The sequence below is a fragment of the Nocardiopsis sp. LDBS1602 genome, from assembly GCF_035818715.1.
GTDB lineage: Bacteria > Actinomycetota > Actinomycetes > Streptosporangiales > Streptosporangiaceae > Nocardiopsis > Nocardiopsis alba.
Window position 1 is genome coordinate 910,649 of sequence record NZ_JAYLVW010000001.1, and the last position, 16,825, is coordinate 927,473.

The following is a 16,825-nucleotide window of genomic DNA, read 5'->3' on the forward strand; positions in this document are numbered from 1 at the left end:
TTGTACCCGCCGACAGGGCCCGGGCAACCACCAAGACGCACAGGGCCCCGCAAGGAAAACAATGAAGTCTCTTATTGTACAGATCCTCATGCTGGCCACCTTCAGTTGGGCTTATGCGTGGGAGCTTTCCGAGCTCACGAGAGGGATCGTCACCTAACACCAGAGGCGAAGACAGGAGATTTCTCTACAAGGCCCACTGCTCCATGCAGTGGGCTTTTTTCTCTCCATATACAAGAATGCGCAGGTCACAGCCAGAGATCACTTGCACTTGCACGTGCATTTTCCTATGCTCAATTTCCCATGAAACAACACTGTGACCCACCGAACGTTGCTCCGTATTCTCATCGGAAGGACACTCGTTCATAAGGAGAACGGAACCCTGAGAGCAGAACCAGCCCACCTGCCAACGGAGCAACGTGGAACCCTCCCCTCACACCGACCCCCCACCTCACGTGAGCAATCGGATCCATGGCGATATCGACGGAACCGCGATAGTGGCCGGAGCGATCCATGGAGGCATCCACGTGACCGCCTCGACCTCTCCGGCGGAACCGCGTCAGCTACCGCCCCCCTCGCCGTTCTATGTCCGCCGCTCCTCCTTGGAGAGGCGGATCGAGACCGCGGTGGAGCGGGCGCACCTCGAAGGCCGCAACGCTCTGGTCGTGATCACCGGACCGGCCGGGGTGGGCAAATCCGCGCTGGCCGCACGTTTCCTCCATGACCACCCCCGCCTCGCCGGCGGCGGACACTTCTTCGTCGACCTCCAGGGGTTCACCCCCGGTCCTCCGACCGACCCTCACCGGGCGCTGGAGGGTCTGCTCCATTCCCTGGGCACGGAACCGAAGTTCGTGCCGACCGAGCTCCAGGAACGGGCGGCCTGGTGGAGGTCGGCGACGACGAGGTTGCGCGTCGCCCTCCTCTTGGACGACGCCCTCTCGGCCGCCCAGGTCCGTGTCCTCCTTCCGGGCGGCGCCGGCCACACCATCGTGGTGACCTCCAGAGTGCGCCTGACCGCTCTACGCCTGGACGGAGCCGTGATCGTCCAGGTCCCTCCCTTGGAGACCGAGGAGGCGGTCGAGCTCTTACGCAGGTCGAGTGGGGAAGAGACCACGGACGGCATGGAACGGGACGCGATGCGAAAGATCGCGAGTCTATGCGGCGGCTTTCCCGTCGCTCTGTGCACCGTCGCCCTCGCCGAGAGCGACGAAAAGGGGGGTTCCTGGGTCCGGCTCGAAGATGAGCTGCGCACGGCCCAGGAACGTCTTGCCCGGTTGAACTCGATCGGAGAACGGATCGGTGTAGAGGTGTCACTTCGAGGAGCGTTCGACCTGTCCTACGAATCCCTGGCCCCTGAACAGGCTCGTACCTATCGTCGGCTCGCCTGGCATCCCGGCGTCGAGATCACGCCGCTGATCGCCTCTCGCCTCACCGGTGACGCTCCCCCGAAGAGCGAGAAGGCACTACGAGATCTGGCACGGCAGCATCTGTTGATCGAGCAGACCCCGGGTCGCTACCGCTTCCACGACCTTCTCCGCCTCCACGCCGAGGAGAAGGCCGCCGAATACGAGAACGACGAGGCGAAGGAAGAGGGCATCGCCAGGCTCGCCCGGACCTTCGCCGAACTCTCCATCGCCGCCGACATCGCGCTGCGTCCCTACGTCACCTCCAGGATCGTGAAGGTCGACCCCGCGTTCGCCGATGCCGCTCAGGCGGCCCGGTGGCTGGACGCGGAGAAGGGGAACCTGGTCGATCTGATCGACCTGGCCGGGAGGCACGATCTCTTCCAGGAGACCCTGTGGTTGACCGAGGGGCTCTGGTCGCTCTTCCTCCACCACGGCCAGGCCCACCTGTGGCTGCGGGCCGGGGAGGCGGCCGTTCTCGCGGCACGTCGATCGGAGGACGAACGAACGCTGGGACGGTTGCTCAACAAGCGTGCCCTGGTCCACAGCCATCTGGGGCGGGTCGAGGAGGCGATGGCGGATCTGGCCGCCGCGGAGGAGATCTGGTCCCGTAGAGAGGAGTGGAAGAGGGTGGCGCAGACCCGACAGCGACGGGGCACCCTCGCCTTGGACCACGGCGATCTCCAAGAGGCCGTAGGTTTCCTGGAGGACGCCTTGGCCGCCGACGAGCACACCGGCGCCGAACACCACCGGGCCGTCACCCTGTTCCTGCTCGGGCGCGCCCATCTGGCCACGGGTTCCCCCGAGAAGGCGCTGGGGTTCCTCGAACGGGCCCTGCCGCCCCTGGAGAACAGCCTCTACAACCGGGCCCGGGCGCGCATCGCCCTCGGCTCCACCCTCTTGGCCCTGTCCCGGCCCGAGGAAGCCCGCCGCGAGGTCGAAGCCGCTCTGCGTGAGATGGTCGAGCACGGATCGGGACCCGGACAGAGCGAGGCCTGGGAGACGCTGGGCGAGATCCACGAGCACCAGGGCGATCTCGGCGCGGCGAGGACCGCCTACGAGAACGCCCTGGAGTCGTTGGACGAGAAGGATCCGGCCCGGCGCAGGGTTCAGGAACGACTGGACGGGTCGGGCTGAGTCACCAGCGGTCCACGACGAGGTGGACCGGGTGCGTGCGCGCCAACTCTCCCAGCTCTCCGGTGTCCAGCCTGCCGGTGTTGGGGAAGAGTTCCCCGACGAACCAGGAGGCGTGGAGCACCGCGTCGTGCAGGGCCTGTGCCGGGTTGCCGGCCGCCAACCACCCGTGCAGGAAGGAGGCGAAGAGGGTGTCCCCCGCGCCGACGGTGTTGGCCGGCGGTCGGGGAGGGCGGGTCCGGGCGCTGACCAACATCCCGTCGCGGGTCCCCACCATGGCGCCTTCGGCACCGAGCCCGACCCCGGCGATCAGGCAGCCGGGGTAGGCCTCGAACACCTCCTCGATCCATCGCCGAGGCGGGCACGGCAGCCGTTCATGGGAACAGAAGAGGACGTCGGCGCTGTTCAACCAGGCCCGCTGCCCCGGCTGGTGGATGTCGGCGATGCGATGCACGTCGACCGCGATCGGCACACCCGCGCTCCGAGCGTGGGCGATGAGCGGCCGGGAGAAACCGACGTTGGTCAGCACCGCCAGGTCCGCGCCCTGGACCATCTCCCGGAACACCTCGGTCGGGTAGAGGGCGTCGTTGAGTCGGTCCAGGTAGGTCGAGGTGAGCTGGTGTCCCTCCTCGTCGATCAGGCAGACGGACAGGGGCGAGGAGGGCGTGTCCACGCATCCGGGCCCGTAGAGGCCCTCCCGTTCCAGACCGGCCCGGACCGCCTGGCCGGGGACGTCCCGGCCCACGAGCGTGCACAGGTCCACGTGCGTGCCCAGGCGGCGCAGGGTGACGGCGAGGTTGGCGCCGACCCCGCTGACGCCGGTGACCATCCTGTGGGTCTCGGCGCGGCGGCGCGGTTCGGTCAGGTCGATGGAGTCCACTTCGGTGGCCGTGCACAGGTTGGCGACCCCGGCCACGACGACGCGACGTTCGGTGTTCACGGGTTCCTCCCGGGGAGGTCGAAGGAGAGCGAAGACGAAGGCCGTGCGGCCGCGGGCCCCTGGGGTTCGGGCATGTCCAGCAGTTCGTAGAGCACCGCCCTGATCCGCGAGGCGAAGCGGCCGGGGTGAGAGCAGACCTCGGTCGCGAGAGACCTCAGCGTGGACCGTTCCCACAGCGAGAGCTCGCGCAGAAGCCGGTCGAGGATGGAACCGTCCGTGGTGGCCCTGGGAAGGGTCCGGAGGGCGCGTCCCATGGGCGAGGCGGGGTCGATGTCGCCCTCCCCGTGCGGGGCCAGGAGCATGGGACGCCCCAGGAGGGTCGCGTACAGGGAGGTCGATCCGTGGTCCCCGAGCACCGCGTCCGCGGCGGCCAGAACACCGGTCCACTCGGCGGTCACGGGCACCACGATCAGACCGGCCTCACTCCAGGGGCGCAGCCAGGAGAGGACCTGCCAGGTGCCGTGCGCGGCCCACACGTTGGGGTGGATCAGCAGCGCCACGCGGCATCGCCGCGTGCGGGCCTCCCGCACGAGCCGGTCCAGGTGTTCACGTCCGGCCCCCAGAAGGGAGGAGGTGCCCCAGGTGGAGGTCGCGACCACGAGCCTCTCCTCGGAACCGACACCGAGTCGACGCCGGTGCTCCTCACGCCGGTTCAGGGACTCCAGGATCCGATCGACGGCGGCGTCTCCGACCACCCGCGCGCCGGGCACCGCTTCGGGGCACACCCGTTCCAGGCGCGTCCTCTCACGCGTATGGGCCAGCACCAGACGGGTCGCGATCAGCCGCCCATCGCGGACCAGGCCGTCGCGGGCCAACCCGTAGGGCTGTCGTTCCGGCCCGTCCTGTCCGGGGCCTGGGGCCGGGACGAGCTTGTTGAACCCCACCCCGTGCGCGAACAGCACGACGGGGGCGAGCACCCGATCCAGTTCTCGACTGACGCTGGTGGCCAACGCCAGATCGAATCGTGAGCGGACGGCCTGTTCCCAAGGCGCCACCACCGCCCCCATGGAGTTGAGCCACTCCTCCACCCCGGCACCGAACACGGAGTGCGGGGCGATGGTGAACACCACCTGCACCCTGTGGTCGGCGGCCAGGACCGCGAGAGGGTCCATGAGCCGCTGCGCGTCCGCGACGGTGTGGGCGACGGCCAGCACCCTCCGACAATCCGACCAGGTCGTCCAGCGTTCCGGTTCCACCCCGATCGGGGTGTGCATCCATTCCCGCACTTCGTACCTCCCTGAGTGTCGCCCACCGGTCGTGAGCGGCCACCCCGAGAGTGCGAGCCGGTTCTGGACAGGTCTCTGGACAGCCGGCCGGACGGTCACTGGACATCCGACGGACCGGGCCGGTCAGGGGATCGAGAAAGTGGTTCCGGGCATGGGGCGCCTCCGTGGGTTCAAGGGTGGTGACGAGGGGGGACCGTCGGCGGGAGCGCCGACTCAGGTGATCGGGTCTCGTTCTCGCCCCACGCGGGGTCGGGGCGAACGGGTCCCCTCCTCGACCACCGTGACGAATATTCGAAGACCATGAAACATTCCTGGTCGGACAAGCCGAATCGAACAGGAGGAAGACCAGTGGGTATATCCCTTCCACAGGAGGGTTGTGTGAACGTAACACAAGTGGGAATGTTAAGCCGTGCGTCGGTGGCCGGACACGAATCGATTCGGAGGCATCCTCGGTGACAACGGTCTTCATCGGGTCCGCGGGGAAACATACGATCGATCCGACGGAGATATCGACCGAGGAATATCTTTCCACCCCTCCGAGCGTCGATCACTTCACTCCGGGCTTCTTCCCGGACCCCCTCCTGCCTGCATGACGATGATGTCGTCGCCTTCACGAGGGAAGTGACGGAGCCCCCCGGGCACCGCTCTCCGACCACCTCCGCATACCACAGCGAATCCTCTCCCCTGCCCCGAGAAGAGCCACAAAGAAGCGGCCACCGAATAACCCGTGGTCGTGATCTATCGTGCTGCCAGAAACAGGAGAACACGGATCATGCGCACCGAGGAATTCGACTTCGACACCGAGAAGCGCGTCATGCCCGCAGACCCCGTCGAACTGCGCGGCAAGAAGCGGGAGAACGGCAGGATGGTCGTCCTGGACCGCTCCGCGGACACGGTCGAGCACACGGTGTTCTCCGACATCGTGGACCATCTCCGACCGGGCGACCTTCTGGTGTTGAACGACAGCTACATGCTGTCGAACACGCTGACCTTCCGGCACGGCGATCGGACACTGGATCTGAACGTCTACGGCCATGAGCCCGGTGGCACGAACATCGTGAAGATCTCCTCCGGAGAGCGGCTGCGCCGGGGAGAGGCCCTCACGTCCGTCGACGACGAACGGCTCACGTGTACGCTCCTCGAATCACAACCCGACGACCTGTGGAAGGTCGCGTTCGAACCCGCCGAGCTGCTGATCGAGACCCTCGACCGGCACGGACGGCGCGTGGACGAGAACATCCACCTCGATCCGACCTCGTGGCGGGAGCGGCCGGACGCCTACCGTTCGGTCTACGCGAAGACCCCCGGATCACTGGAGATCCCGTCGGCCGGTCTGCACTTCTCGAAGGAACTGCTGGACCGCGTCGTCGACAAGGGCGTCGAATTGGCGTACATCACGCTGCACGTCGGAGCCACCGAGATCCTCGCGGTCCGCCACATCAGCGCGGAGAACGTCGAGGACCACGAAGTGCGCCCCGAATACTTCGAGATCGGTTCGGAGGCCGCCACGCGACTCACCCGTGCCGTATCCGAGGGAAGACGCGTCGTCGCGGTCGGCACGACGGTCATGCGCGCTCTCGAATCGCTCCCGATCGACAAGGAGTCCGGGGGAACGATCGAACCACGAAAGGACTGGACGGACCTCTATATCCACCCGGGGTACCGATTCAAGATCATCGACGTCCTACTGACCAATCTCCACCGCCCACGATCCAGCCATATCGTCCTCACCGCCGCGTTCGGTGGAAAGGACCTCGTCATGCGATCCTATAGCGAGATCGTCGACGACGGCGAATACGAGTTCGACATGTTCGGCGACAGCATGCTGATCCTCTAGACAAGGGATATCGGAATGACCACCACGGAACCCACGGAGCGCATCGACACGGTGGTGATCGGTGGTGGCCACGCGGGCCTTTGCATGAGCCACGTTCTGCAACGCGAGGGCCGGGAGCACGTGGTTCTGGAAAAGGCCCGCGCCCTCGAGCAGTGGCGCTCCGCGCGCTGGAATTCGTTCAGGATCAATTCGCCCATCGCGTACTCGCGAATGATGGGACAGAGCGATGGTGTCCCCGACGGCACGCGGAGCGTCCCGCTGGAAGAGATGCTCCGCATGTGGGACGCGCATATCGCACGGAGAGGCTTCCCCCTGCGGGAACGGACACGGGTCCGGTCGGTGGAACGGACCGAGGGGGGACGCTTCATCGTCACCGTCCGGGGAGGCGACGGCCCACGCCGTTACGACGCGCTCAACGTCGTGGCCGCCCCGGGCGAGCACCAGTCGCCGCGGATCCCCGGGTTCGCGGCCCGCCTCGGACCCGAGATCCAGCAGCTCCGTGTCGGTACCTACACCGATCCGTCGAGTGTGAGGGACGGCGCGGTCCTGGTCGTCGGCGGAGGACAGACCGGCATGCAACTCGGCGAGGAGTTGGCGCGCGCGGGCCGAGAGGTCCATCTGGCGACGTCGAGAGTGGCCGGCAGTCCACGCGACCACCGTGGCGAGGACATCATGTTCTGGCTCGACCGGCTCGGATCCCTGACGGCCCCGAGGGAGGAGTGCGGCCACCCCCGGGAGCACGCCGACCCCATGCCCATCGTCGGTCACGACCATCCGATCTCCCATCACTCCCTGGCCCGTATGGGGGTACGCCTGCTGGGAAGGTTGGACGGCATCTCCGAGGACGGGGCGGTCGCGACGTTCCGAGACGACCTCCACGCCAACATCGCCTTCGCCCAACGGGGGTACGAGAGGCTGATCGACAGGATCGAGGCCTGGATCGAGGACCTGGACCCCGCGGAGCGATCACGTTATCCGTCGCCGACGGTCGAACCGGAGTGGATCCCCCACCCGCCGCTGGCATCATCGAAGCCGCCCCTCGACCTGTCGTTCCGGGAGCACGGCATTCGCGCCGTCCTCTGGGCGACGGGTTGGCGTACGGATCTGAGCTGGCTGCGCGTCGACGAGATCCGCCGCCCCCTGGGCGCCCACGGCACCCCGAACGGCTGTGAAACGGACGTCGACGGTTTCTACTGGCTGGGCTTCGACGGGCTCCGGACCTGCGCTTCGGGAACCGTGGCCGGATTCCCTCCGGACGCCGAGTACATCGCGACGAGGCTGCGTTCCGACGCCGGCCACGACCCGCGCCGATGAGATCCGTACGTCCACGAAGGGTTCCTCGGTGGGGTGAACCGTGCACACGGTGGGCGGTGTCGCCCCTTCGGGGCGACCTCCACGCCCCTACCGCTCAGCCGCTGATCAGACGACCGTCGAAACCCGAGGCGACAAGGAACTCGTAGGCGTCACGCATTCCCACAGCGCCGAAGCGGCTTTCCTCCGGTCGGCCGATGTTCCCCGGGGTCCGTCCGGCTCCGGGACAAAAACGCGGCAAAAGGCGACCGACCCGCCGTCGAACGACGGTTCGCCGGCGACGCGGTGACGATCATGGAACCGACCATCACGGAGCCGTATCACCGCGCGGGAGGATCGCCATGGAGCTCATCACCGGGACCGTGACCCTCGAGGGCCCGGCCGAACGTTTCACCGGGGAGGTCCACCTCGACATGATCGAGACCCCCGCCGAGCCGGCGCGTCTGGCGGTGGCGTTGGTGCGCTTCGCTCCCGGCGCCCGCACCAACTGGCATTCCCATGCCCTGGGCCAGGTCCTGCACGTCGTCGACGGTGTCGCTCTGGTCGGCACCCGGGACGGGAGCGTCGTGCGCGCCACCGCCGGTCAGACCATCAAGTGCCCGCCCGGCGAGGAGCACTGGCACGGCGCCACCGACGAGCGGTTCATGTCCCACCTCGCGATGGTGGTCGGTGACGGGCACGGAGACGGCACCACCTGGTCGGAGCCCGTGACCGACCGACAGTACGCCGCGGCCCTGGTCGCCGCCGCCCCGAAGACCAGAGGATGAGCGGACCACGACGGCGATGAGTTTCGTGGCCCCGACCGGTCTACCTCCTCGGTACACGAGTCGATGGTCCCCCACCTCGACATCGGATGAACGAGCGAAGCACGAGGAGAAGCATGATCATCATCGCCGGGAAACTGTTGGTGGACGCCGCCACGCGTGACGCGTACCTGGCCGGGTGCGTGAGCGTCGTGGAACAGGCCCGAACCGCCGAGGGCTGCCTCGACTTCTCCCTCACGGCCGACCTCGTCGAACCGGGCCGGATCAACGTGTACGAGCGTTGGGAGACCGTCGAGGACCTTCTGCGCTTCCGGGGCTCGGGACCGGAGCCGGAACGGATGCCCCGGATTCTCGACGCCGAGGTGAGCCGCTACCTGATCTCCGGGGTGGAGGCTCCATAGTGGGAGCGTCTCGCCCTCGAGAGCACGGTCGAACGACAACGCTCAAACCCGTTCCCGCAGGTCGAAACCATCGATTCGGTTCAGAGACGAACGCCTTCACGCCGAGCACGGACATACTCGAGTTCGTCTCGTTCGCAGGTGTGTCCCGGGTCCTTCCCGCCTTGTTAACCTGACGCCGTGTCCCGGCCCCCCGCTCGGGAACCTCCCGGAGCACCGGTGCGCGAAAGGTCGGTGCCCCATGTCCGACCCCACGATCCGAGCGTCGAGAACGCCACTCGGCGGACGGTTCTGGGCGCTCTGGTCGGCGTCACTGGCCTCGAATCTGAGTGACGGCGTGGCGATGATCGCCATGCCCTGGCTGGCCTCCTCGCTGGCTCCCGACGACGCCGCCCTGGTGGCCGCCGTGGCCACCGCGGGGCGGCTGCCCTGGCTTCTTCTGGCGCTGCCGGTCGGGGTACTGGTGGATCGGGTCCCCCGTTTCACGTTGATGATCTCCGCCGATTCCCTGCGGGTACTCCTGTGGGCGTCGCTGGCGCTGGCGGTGTTCTCCGGCCAGGCGTCGATCCCGCTGCTCGCGGCCTTCGCGTTCTGTTTCGGTGTCCTGGAGGTCTGTTACGACACCGCCGCCGAGACGACGGTGACCTCGCTGGTCCCCGGAGGCGAACTGGAACGCGCCAACGGACACCTCCGTTCCGGAGCGATCGTGGCGCAGGAGTTCACCGGACGACCGTTGGGCGGTTTCGTCCTGACGCTGGGCCTGTTCGTACCGTTCCTGTTCAACATCGCCGCTCTACTGGTATCGGTGGCGGCCCTCGTACGCGTCCGGGCGACCGCACCGGCCGGGGACGGTGGATCCGAGCCCGCCCTCGGCTCTTCATCGAAAGCGCCACGCGGGCTCCGCGGTGTGGGCGAGGACGTGGTCGAGGGTGTCCGTGCCGTGTGGAATCAGCCTCTGCTGCGCGGCGTGGCGATCATCGCGATCTTCGTCAACACCACCTACGCGACCCTGCTCTCCACCCAGGTCCTGTTCGTCCGCGACACCCTGGGGTTGGGCTCGACGGGGTTCGGCCTGCTCATGGCCTTCGCCGCCATCGGTGGGATCGTCGGCGGCCAGATGGTCTCCTGGACGCGTTCCGTCCTGCCGCACGGGACCCTACCGACGTTCTGCCTGGCCGGAAGCGGCCTGCTGTACCTGCTGGTGTCACTGTTCCCGATCACCCCGGTGGTGGCCGGGGTGTACCTCCTCTCCGGCGGCCTGGTGCTCGGCTACGCGGTCGCGATGACCTCGATCCGGCAGCGCGTCACCCCGAACCATCTGTTGGGCAGGGTGAACGCCGCCATGCGCACCGTCGGCTGGGGCATGAGCGCCGTCGGTATGGCGCTCGGTGGGGTCCTGGTCTCATCACTGACCCCCGTGCTGGGGCAGGCCAACGCCCTCCGCGTCCCCTACGTACTGGTGAGCGCCGTGAGTCTGGTGGTGGTGCTGTTCTTCGGTCGCCGGCTCATCGGGCTGGTGCGCGAACACGATGTCTGAGCCGTGGCCGAGAGGGAAAGATCCTGGTCGGAGCGGTGAACAGGCCGGCCGGAGCGCACCACCGGGGCTCTGGTCCCCCTCTTCCGGGCGAGGGTCTGTCGATACCTTTCTCCGAACACCGATGATTCCCCTCCCGACACACCGTCCATATCCACAGAAAAGGACACATCGAAGGGATCGGGTCATGGGACGTCTGGTAGCGGTCGACTTCATGTCATTGGACGGGGTCGTGCAGTCGGTCCTGTCCGCGGACGAGGATCGAGAGGGCGGGTTCGACGAGGGCGGCTGGGTCCCGCCCTACGTCGACGATGTCGTGGGACGGTTCATGAGCGAGACCACGGCCGGCGCCGGAGCTCTTCTCCTCGGCCGCAAGACGTACGAGATCTTCGCGAGCACCTGGCCGTACGGCGACATGGACGACCCCGCGATCGCCGCGATGAACACGATGCCCAAATACGTGGCCTCTCGTACTCTCCGGGAGCTCCGGTGGGCCGGATCCGTCCTCCTCGGCGCCGACCTGGCGACGGAGGTCGATCGGATCAAGACCAAGGTGGAGGGGGAGATCGTGGTGCCGGGCAGCGGCGATCTCCTGTGGACACTCATCGAGCACGACCTGGTCGACGAGTACCGGATCCTGGTCCTTCCGCTCCTCCTCGGCGGCGGCAAGCGGCTCTTCGCCGAGGGCACGGTCCCTCGTCACCTGACCCTGGCCTCCACACGGGCGACCCCGTCCGGGGTGCTGATCACCACCTACCGCCGCGCGACGGACGACACCGAGGTCTCCTAGACGCGTCGAACCTCCGTTCAGAAGGGGGCGCCTCGCATCAGCCCGAGTCACGGGAAGCGGGAGGCCCCGCCTCTCGCGAGCTGGAGGAACAGACGAGCGGACGGCGCCCTTCGGCCTGTTCAGAGCCCTCCGACGTCGACCGAGCCCGTCTCCTCCCGCACCACCGGCATACCGGTGGGCTTCCCTCCGTGCAGCATGATCACCGGTCGATGCGTCGACTCGTTACGCGAAGCCCAATCCACGAAGTCGCGGACGAACCTCTCCCGTTCGACGGCGGGGGTGCCCCCTTGGTCGAGGACCCACCGCCATCGAAGCTCCGCCAGAGCGGGAAGCTCGTCCTTTTCCGGAGGGCGAATGGTGGGGGCGTCCATGGCTCGATGCTAGAGGTCCACACGCCGATGGACACCCCCCCATGAGGGTTCCCTTGAGCCCCCTGGCCCTCAGGTGATACCGGAGCACCTCGGACACCTTCGCGTACACCCCTCCGAACGGATCCGGGTCAGTCGATCTTCTTGATCACCCGGGCGGGGACCCCGGCGACCATGGTGTGGGGCGGAACGTCATGGGTGACCACCGCGCCCGCGGCGACGACCGCGCCGGTGCCGACGGTCACGCCCTGGGTGATCACGGCGGCCGTCCCGATCCAGACGTGGTCCTCGATGACGATCGGGGCGAAGGAGAGGTGTTCGCGGCGCTCGGCGAGGGGGAGGGGGTGACCTCCGGTGATGAGGTTGACCTTCGGGGCGATCATGACGCCGTCGCCGATGTCGATACCGCCCTTGTCCATGAACGTGCATCCCTGGTTGACGAAGACGTTCTCGCCGAACGTGGTGTTCAGGCCGTGCTCGGTGTAGAAGGGCGGGTAGATCGTCACCGATTCCGGCAACGGGCCGCCGAACACAACCGAAAGTAGTTCGGCACGGCCTTCAGTATCGCTGAACGGCAGCACGTTCAGACGGGAGGTCGCGTCGGTCACCTCCATGATCCGCTCCGCGTGCTGCTCGAAATCGGGGCTTCGGACGTACATGATCTGCTTCGTTCGAGTGGACATGCGCTGATTCCAGCACCCCGACGAGGGTGCGCTCAAACCACTCGGAGACCATCGACGCACAACCGTTCGTTGTGTCCATAGGATGCCGGTGTGATGATCGAAGCGCTGCGCACTTTCGTGGCCGTGGCCGAGACGGGCCATTTCCAGGCGGCCGCGGGCGACCTCGGGATCAGCCAGCAGGCGGTGTCCAAGCGGATCGCGAGCCTGGAGAAGCACCTGGGGGTCTCCCTCCTGGTGCGCGCCCCGCGAGGTTCACGGTTGAGCCTGAACGGACGGTTCTTCCTGCCCCACGCCCGGAAGGTCCTGGCCGCCGTCGAGCAGGCGGAGCAGGCCATGCGTCCGGGCCACCGTCCGTTGCGCGTGGACGTCCTCAACCAGCGCATCGCGCCGGCCCAGGCCGTCTACGGGTTCTACCGCGCCCATCCCGAGACGGCCCTGGACACGGTCACCCTCGACGACAGGAACGCCGACCAGGTCGCCCAGGAGGTGCTGAACGGAACCGTCGACGCCTCCTTCCGCGCCCTGCCCGCCGATCGGATACCGGCCGGGCTCGACGCCGAACGGCTCCTGGACGCGCCGTTGGAGCTGCTGGTCGGTCCCGGCCATCCGCTGGCGGACGCACCCCGGGTCAGGCCCGCGGATCTGGCCGGGCACCGCGTCTGGATCCCAGGGATCCGGCCGGGCACGGAGTGGGAGGCGTTCTATCGGGCGCTGTCCGAGACGTTCGGGCTGAGCATCGACGCGCTCGGCCCCCACTTCGGTGATGAGGCGCTGATGGACTCGCTGGCGGCGTCCTCCGCACTGGCCACCCTCATCACCGCAGGCGACCGTTACCTGTGGCCCCAGAGCCACGACCTGCGCCGTATCCCGCTGCGCGATCCGACCCCGGTCTACCCGCACCTGCTGTTGTCCCGGGCCGGAGATCGGCATCCCGTACTGGCCGCGCTGCGCGACCACCTGCGTGCCTCCCGACCGCGCCCGGAGGGCGAGACGTGGGTCCCGTCCTGGGCCGATCGCCGCCCCGACGCTCCGGATCGACGGGCACGCCCCGGTGGGTGAGGCCGGCGAGTGCGTCGCCCCCACGTGCGCGGGGGTCAGCCGGTCTCTTCGGTTCTCTTGCCGCGACCCGCGTCCGAACGTAGTCCCAGAGCGCTGTGCAAGAGGAGCCCGGCGGGAGCGTCGTCGGAACCCACCTGTCGATGCTTCGAGTCCACCAGCTTCGAGCGGAGATCGTCGACCGGTTCACCGAGTACGACGAAGCGGAGCACCGTTTCGATCATGAGGCTGTCGTGATCGTCGTCCGTGCCCCCGTACCACTCGGGGTCGCGTTCGGCCACGGCGTGAACGATCCGCCGCCCACCGCCCTCCACCGGGGCGAAGGTGGCGGCGAAGACTCCGATACCGGTCCAGCTTCGGTGCAGGAAGACGGTCTCCTCCTCCGTGAAGACGTTCCACTTCTCGTCCATGTTCGCCGACCTGCATCCGAGGCGGATGCGCTCCCAGTCGTCCTCCGACCAGAGGCGTTCGGGCACGCGCGGCAGTGTTCGAGGCATGGATATCGGGTGGAGGTCGAAGAACATGGACCGGGTCACGCGTTCGGGTTCGGGCATGCGGGCAGCCTAGTCACAGGGTCGGACATCCCCGCGGTGGGAGGTGAACGGAGCTCGGCCGCGCCACTTCGTGTGTTCCTTCACCGTTCTGTCAGGGCACTCGTGTAACACGGGCACCACGAACGCTCTCGACGCACGGGGGCACCGAGGACGGAGGCGACATGGAACAGCGGGTCCACTTCATCACCCTGGCCACCGACGACCTCGACGCCGCCAGGGCGTTCTATCGGGACGGGCTCGGTTGGGAACCGCTCATGGACGTCCCCGGAGAGATCCTCTTCTTCCAGATCGCCCCGGGCCAGATGCTGGGGCTGTTCGACACCGAGAAGTTCTCCCAGGACCTGGGCGGCACCATCGAGGTCGGTGGGGTCTCCGGGCTGACCCTCGCGCACAACGTCGACAGCCCCTCCGAGGTGGAGCGCACCGTCGGGGAGATGGCCGAGGCCGGCGCCCGGATCCTCAAGGCTCCGCGGCAGGGTGATTTCGGCGGGGTCTTCCACGGTCTGGTCCAGGACCCCAACGGCGTCATCTGGGAGATCGCCCACAACCCCGGATGGCGGGTGGAGGACGACGGCACGGTCGTCTTCGGCTGAGCGTTCACACCTGGAACCCGGCGGCGGCCGCGCACCCGATCCGTCCTCTCAGGGACGCCCCTTCGTCTCGTCGCCGCCCTCCCGGTAGAGGGCGGCGGCCAGCGCGATCACCGTGTGGGTGGCGGGGTGCGGGTCGTGGGGGCGCCAGATGAGGTGCACGGACACCGGGTCGGCGTCGCGCACCGGACGGTAGGCGACGCCGGGGCGCCGGTACTGGGAGACGGTCGCCTCGGGCGTGATGCCGACGAAGCGTCCCGTGGCGATGTCGGCGAGCCAGTCGTCGATGTCGTGGGTGTACTCCACGGCGGGCCGCTCGTGTTCGGGCCACAGGTCCGGCCCGGTCGTGCCGGTGCGGCGGTAGATGAGCAGGGTGCGCGCGGGGATCTCACCGAGACGGACGTGACGCCTGCGGGCCCAGGGGTCGTCGGAGGCGACGGCGACGTAGCGGCGTTCGTGCCCGATCAACGCGTGCGACCAGGGAGCGAGCTCCTTGGGCGAGCGGACCACGGCGATGTCGCACAGTCCTTCGGCGAGCCCTCCCGTGGGGGAATCGTGGCGGATGAGACGCAGCTCGGTCTCGGGGTGCTCGGCGTGCCACCGTCGCTGGAACTCGGTGGTCCGGCGCCCGAAGGCCGACCAGGCGTGGCCGATGTGCAGACGGACGTGGCCGCTGGTCGCCTCCCGTACCAGTTCGTCGGCCCCGGCCAACAGGATCCGCGCCCGTGTCAGGACCCGCACGCCCGCCGTGGTGGGGGCGACGCTGCGGCTGGTGCGGTGCAGCAGCCGCACGCCGAGGAGCCGTTCGAGCGCGGAGAGGGTGCGGGAGACGGCCGCCTGTGAGGTGCCGAGCCGGTGGGCGGCCTCGGTGAAGCTCCCGGTGTCGACGATGGCGACCAGGTAGCGCAGCTGCTTGAGCTCCAGGGCCTTCACGGTCGGTGAGTCGTCGCGGATCTCATCCATACGCCCATCGTATGGATCCCCCATCGAATGCATTTTGCGAATCCCGAGGTCGGCCCCATCGTGAGGGCATGCCCGACTCCTCCACCGGCCCGGCCCCCGCCGTCGACGCCTTCGAACCACAGACCTCCACCCCCGCCTCCTCTGCGCGCGACCGCCGGATCGGGGTGGCGATGTTGTTGGGCAGTGGCCTGTCCAACCAGACCGGGGCGTCGATCGCCGCCCTGGCGTTCCCGGTCCTGGGCCCGGCCGGGGTGGTGGCGGTGCGCCAGTGGGTGGCCGCCATCGTCCTGGGCGCGGTGGGACGGCCCCGGTTCCGGAGCTTCACCGCGGCGCAGTGGCGGTCGGTGCTGGGGCTGGCGGTGGTGTTCGCGGGGATCAACCTGTCCCTGTACGCGGCGGTCGACCGGCTCGGACTCGGCCTCGCGGTCACGTTGGAGTTCCTGGGTCCGCTGGTGGTGGCACTGGCCGGATCCCGACGTCGCGTCGACTGGCTGTGCGCGGCGGCGGCCGCCGGGGCCGTGGCGGTCCTGATGCGCCCCACGCCCTCGACCGACTACGTGGGCATCGGTCTGGCCCTGCTCGCGGCGGTGTTCTGGGGCAGCTACATCCTGCTCAACCGGTCGGTCGGAAAACGCGTGCCCGGCGTCCAGGGCTCGGCCGCCGCGGCGATGGTCTCCGGCGCGCTCTACCTTCCGGTGGGGCTGTGGGTGTTCTGGCACCACTCCCCCACCGTCCTCGCGGTGGCGTGCGCGATGGTGGCGGGGGTGCTGTGCTCGGTGCTGCCGTTCCTGTCCGACCTGCTGGTGCTGCGTCGGGTGCCCGCGCACTTCTTCGGGGTGTTCATGAGCGTGAATCCGGTGTTCGCGGCGCTGATCGGCATGGTGGTGCTGGGCCAGCACCTCGACGCCTGGGCGTGGGGGGCGATCGCGGTGATCGTCACGGCCAATACCGTCGCCGCCTCCTCCGGTGGACGGGGTCGGGGCTGAGGGACACCGGTCGGTTCAGGGGCCTTCCGAAGACGGACCCCATGCCTCGGTCACGGTGAGTGCTCCGGCCACCGCCGCCAGGACCGCCTGCCGGCCGTTACGCACCGAACCCCTCACACCGCCCTCATCGTGATCACGCGCCATCACTCGTCCTCGGGGTCCCGTGCATCGGAACGCTCGTTCTTGGATCGGATCGTCAGCCAGACGAAAGAGATCACACCCACGACGGACCAGGCGGATAATAAGAATTTGAAATAGGATCCGTCATTACCGAAGAGCAGCACATCCACC

At 68.1% G+C, this 16,825-nt stretch carries 16 protein-coding genes; 10 read left to right on the top strand and 6 right to left on the bottom strand.

Annotation, left to right across the window (positions count from 1 at the left end; genetic code table 11):
- Window positions 1-524: 524 nt before the first annotated feature.
- The gene (locus tag U9J66_RS04225) at window positions 525-2,537 is read left to right on the top strand and encodes a tetratricopeptide repeat protein (RefSeq protein ID WP_161111807.1); all 2,013 of its coding nucleotides are present in this window, start codon (window positions 525-527) and stop codon (window positions 2,535-2,537) included.
- 1 nt (window position 2,538) lies between these two features.
- Here U9J66_RS04225 and U9J66_RS04230 read toward each other — a convergent pair whose 3' ends face one another.
- Window positions 2,539-3,474, bottom strand: coding sequence for a carbohydrate kinase family protein (locus U9J66_RS04230; protein ID WP_161111806.1), 936 nt, complete (start codon window positions 3,472-3,474; stop codon window positions 2,539-2,541).
- The gene (locus U9J66_RS04235; RefSeq protein WP_326337088.1) at window positions 3,471-4,688 is read right to left on the bottom strand and encodes a hypothetical protein; all 1,218 of its coding nucleotides are present in this window, start codon (window positions 4,686-4,688) and stop codon (window positions 3,471-3,473) included. The genes U9J66_RS04230 and U9J66_RS04235 overlap by 4 nt, the downstream gene beginning before the upstream one ends.
- Window positions 4,689-5,472: 784 nt before the next feature.
- Here U9J66_RS04235 and U9J66_RS04240 point away from each other — a divergent pair.
- The 6 genes from U9J66_RS04240 (at window position 5,473) to U9J66_RS04265 (ending at window position 11,334) form a co-directional block, all read left to right on the top strand.
- On the top strand, window positions 5,473-6,537 hold the full coding sequence (locus tag U9J66_RS04240; RefSeq protein ID WP_161111804.1) for an S-adenosylmethionine:tRNA ribosyltransferase-isomerase: 1,065 nt from the start codon (window positions 5,473-5,475) through the stop codon (window positions 6,535-6,537).
- 15 nt (window positions 6,538-6,552) lie between these two features.
- A complete protein-coding gene (locus U9J66_RS04245) occupies window positions 6,553-7,851 on the top strand; it encodes a flavin-containing monooxygenase (RefSeq protein ID WP_326337089.1) in 1,299 nt (432 codons plus the stop codon).
- Between the two features lie 338 nt (window positions 7,852-8,189).
- The gene (locus U9J66_RS04250) at window positions 8,190-8,615 is read left to right on the top strand and encodes a (R)-mandelonitrile lyase (protein WP_017536048.1); all 426 of its coding nucleotides are present in this window, start codon (window positions 8,190-8,192) and stop codon (window positions 8,613-8,615) included.
- Between the two features lie 113 nt (window positions 8,616-8,728).
- Complete coding sequence (locus U9J66_RS04255; protein ID WP_326337090.1) at window positions 8,729-9,013, top strand: putative quinol monooxygenase; 285 nt, start codon at window positions 8,729-8,731, stop codon at window positions 9,011-9,013.
- 238 nt (window positions 9,014-9,251) lie between these two features.
- Window positions 9,252-10,547: an MFS transporter gene (locus tag U9J66_RS04260; protein WP_326337091.1), complete on the top strand. Its 1,296-nt coding sequence runs from the start codon at window positions 9,252-9,254 to the stop codon at window positions 10,545-10,547.
- 184 nt (window positions 10,548-10,731) lie between these two features.
- Window positions 10,732-11,334: a dihydrofolate reductase family protein gene (locus tag U9J66_RS04265; RefSeq protein ID WP_326337092.1), complete on the top strand. Its 603-nt coding sequence runs from the start codon at window positions 10,732-10,734 to the stop codon at window positions 11,332-11,334.
- Between the two features lie 119 nt (window positions 11,335-11,453).
- On the opposite strand, the gene U9J66_RS04270 is transcribed toward U9J66_RS04265, so the two are convergent.
- Both U9J66_RS04270 and U9J66_RS04275 read right to left on the bottom strand, forming a co-directional pair.
- On the bottom strand, window positions 11,454-11,705 hold the full coding sequence (locus U9J66_RS04270) for a hypothetical protein (RefSeq protein WP_326337093.1): 252 nt from the start codon (window positions 11,703-11,705) through the stop codon (window positions 11,454-11,456).
- A gap of 128 nt (window positions 11,706-11,833) precedes the next feature.
- Window positions 11,834-12,361: a DapH/DapD/GlmU-related protein gene (locus U9J66_RS04275; protein ID WP_161112549.1), complete on the bottom strand. Its 528-nt coding sequence runs from the start codon at window positions 12,359-12,361 to the stop codon at window positions 11,834-11,836.
- A gap of 117 nt (window positions 12,362-12,478) precedes the next feature.
- On the opposite strand from U9J66_RS04275, the gene U9J66_RS04280 reads away from it, so the two are divergent.
- Window positions 12,479-13,444, top strand: coding sequence for a LysR family transcriptional regulator (locus U9J66_RS04280; protein ID WP_442789850.1), 966 nt, complete (start codon window positions 12,479-12,481; stop codon window positions 13,442-13,444).
- Window positions 13,445-13,479: 35 nt separating this feature from the next.
- Here U9J66_RS04280 and U9J66_RS04285 read toward each other — a convergent pair whose 3' ends face one another.
- Entirely contained in the window at window positions 13,480-13,995 is a 516-nt protein-coding gene (locus U9J66_RS04285) for a hypothetical protein (protein WP_326337095.1), read from the bottom strand.
- A gap of 161 nt (window positions 13,996-14,156) precedes the next feature.
- Between U9J66_RS04285 and U9J66_RS04290 the strand changes: the two genes are divergently transcribed.
- Window positions 14,157-14,588, top strand: a complete 432-nt coding sequence (locus U9J66_RS04290) for a VOC family protein (RefSeq protein ID WP_326337096.1) — start codon at window positions 14,157-14,159, stop codon at window positions 14,586-14,588.
- Window positions 14,589-14,636: 48 nt separating this feature from the next.
- Here the strand turns inward: U9J66_RS04290 and U9J66_RS04295 are convergent, their stop codons facing one another.
- Entirely contained in the window at window positions 14,637-15,548 is a 912-nt protein-coding gene (locus U9J66_RS04295) for a LysR family transcriptional regulator (RefSeq protein WP_326337097.1), read from the bottom strand.
- A 68-nt stretch (window positions 15,549-15,616) separates the two neighbouring features.
- On the opposite strand from U9J66_RS04295, the gene U9J66_RS04300 reads away from it, so the two are divergent.
- Entirely contained in the window at window positions 15,617-16,534 is a 918-nt protein-coding gene (locus tag U9J66_RS04300; protein WP_326337098.1) for an EamA family transporter, read from the top strand.
- The last annotated feature ends 291 nt before the right edge of the window (window positions 16,535-16,825 follow it).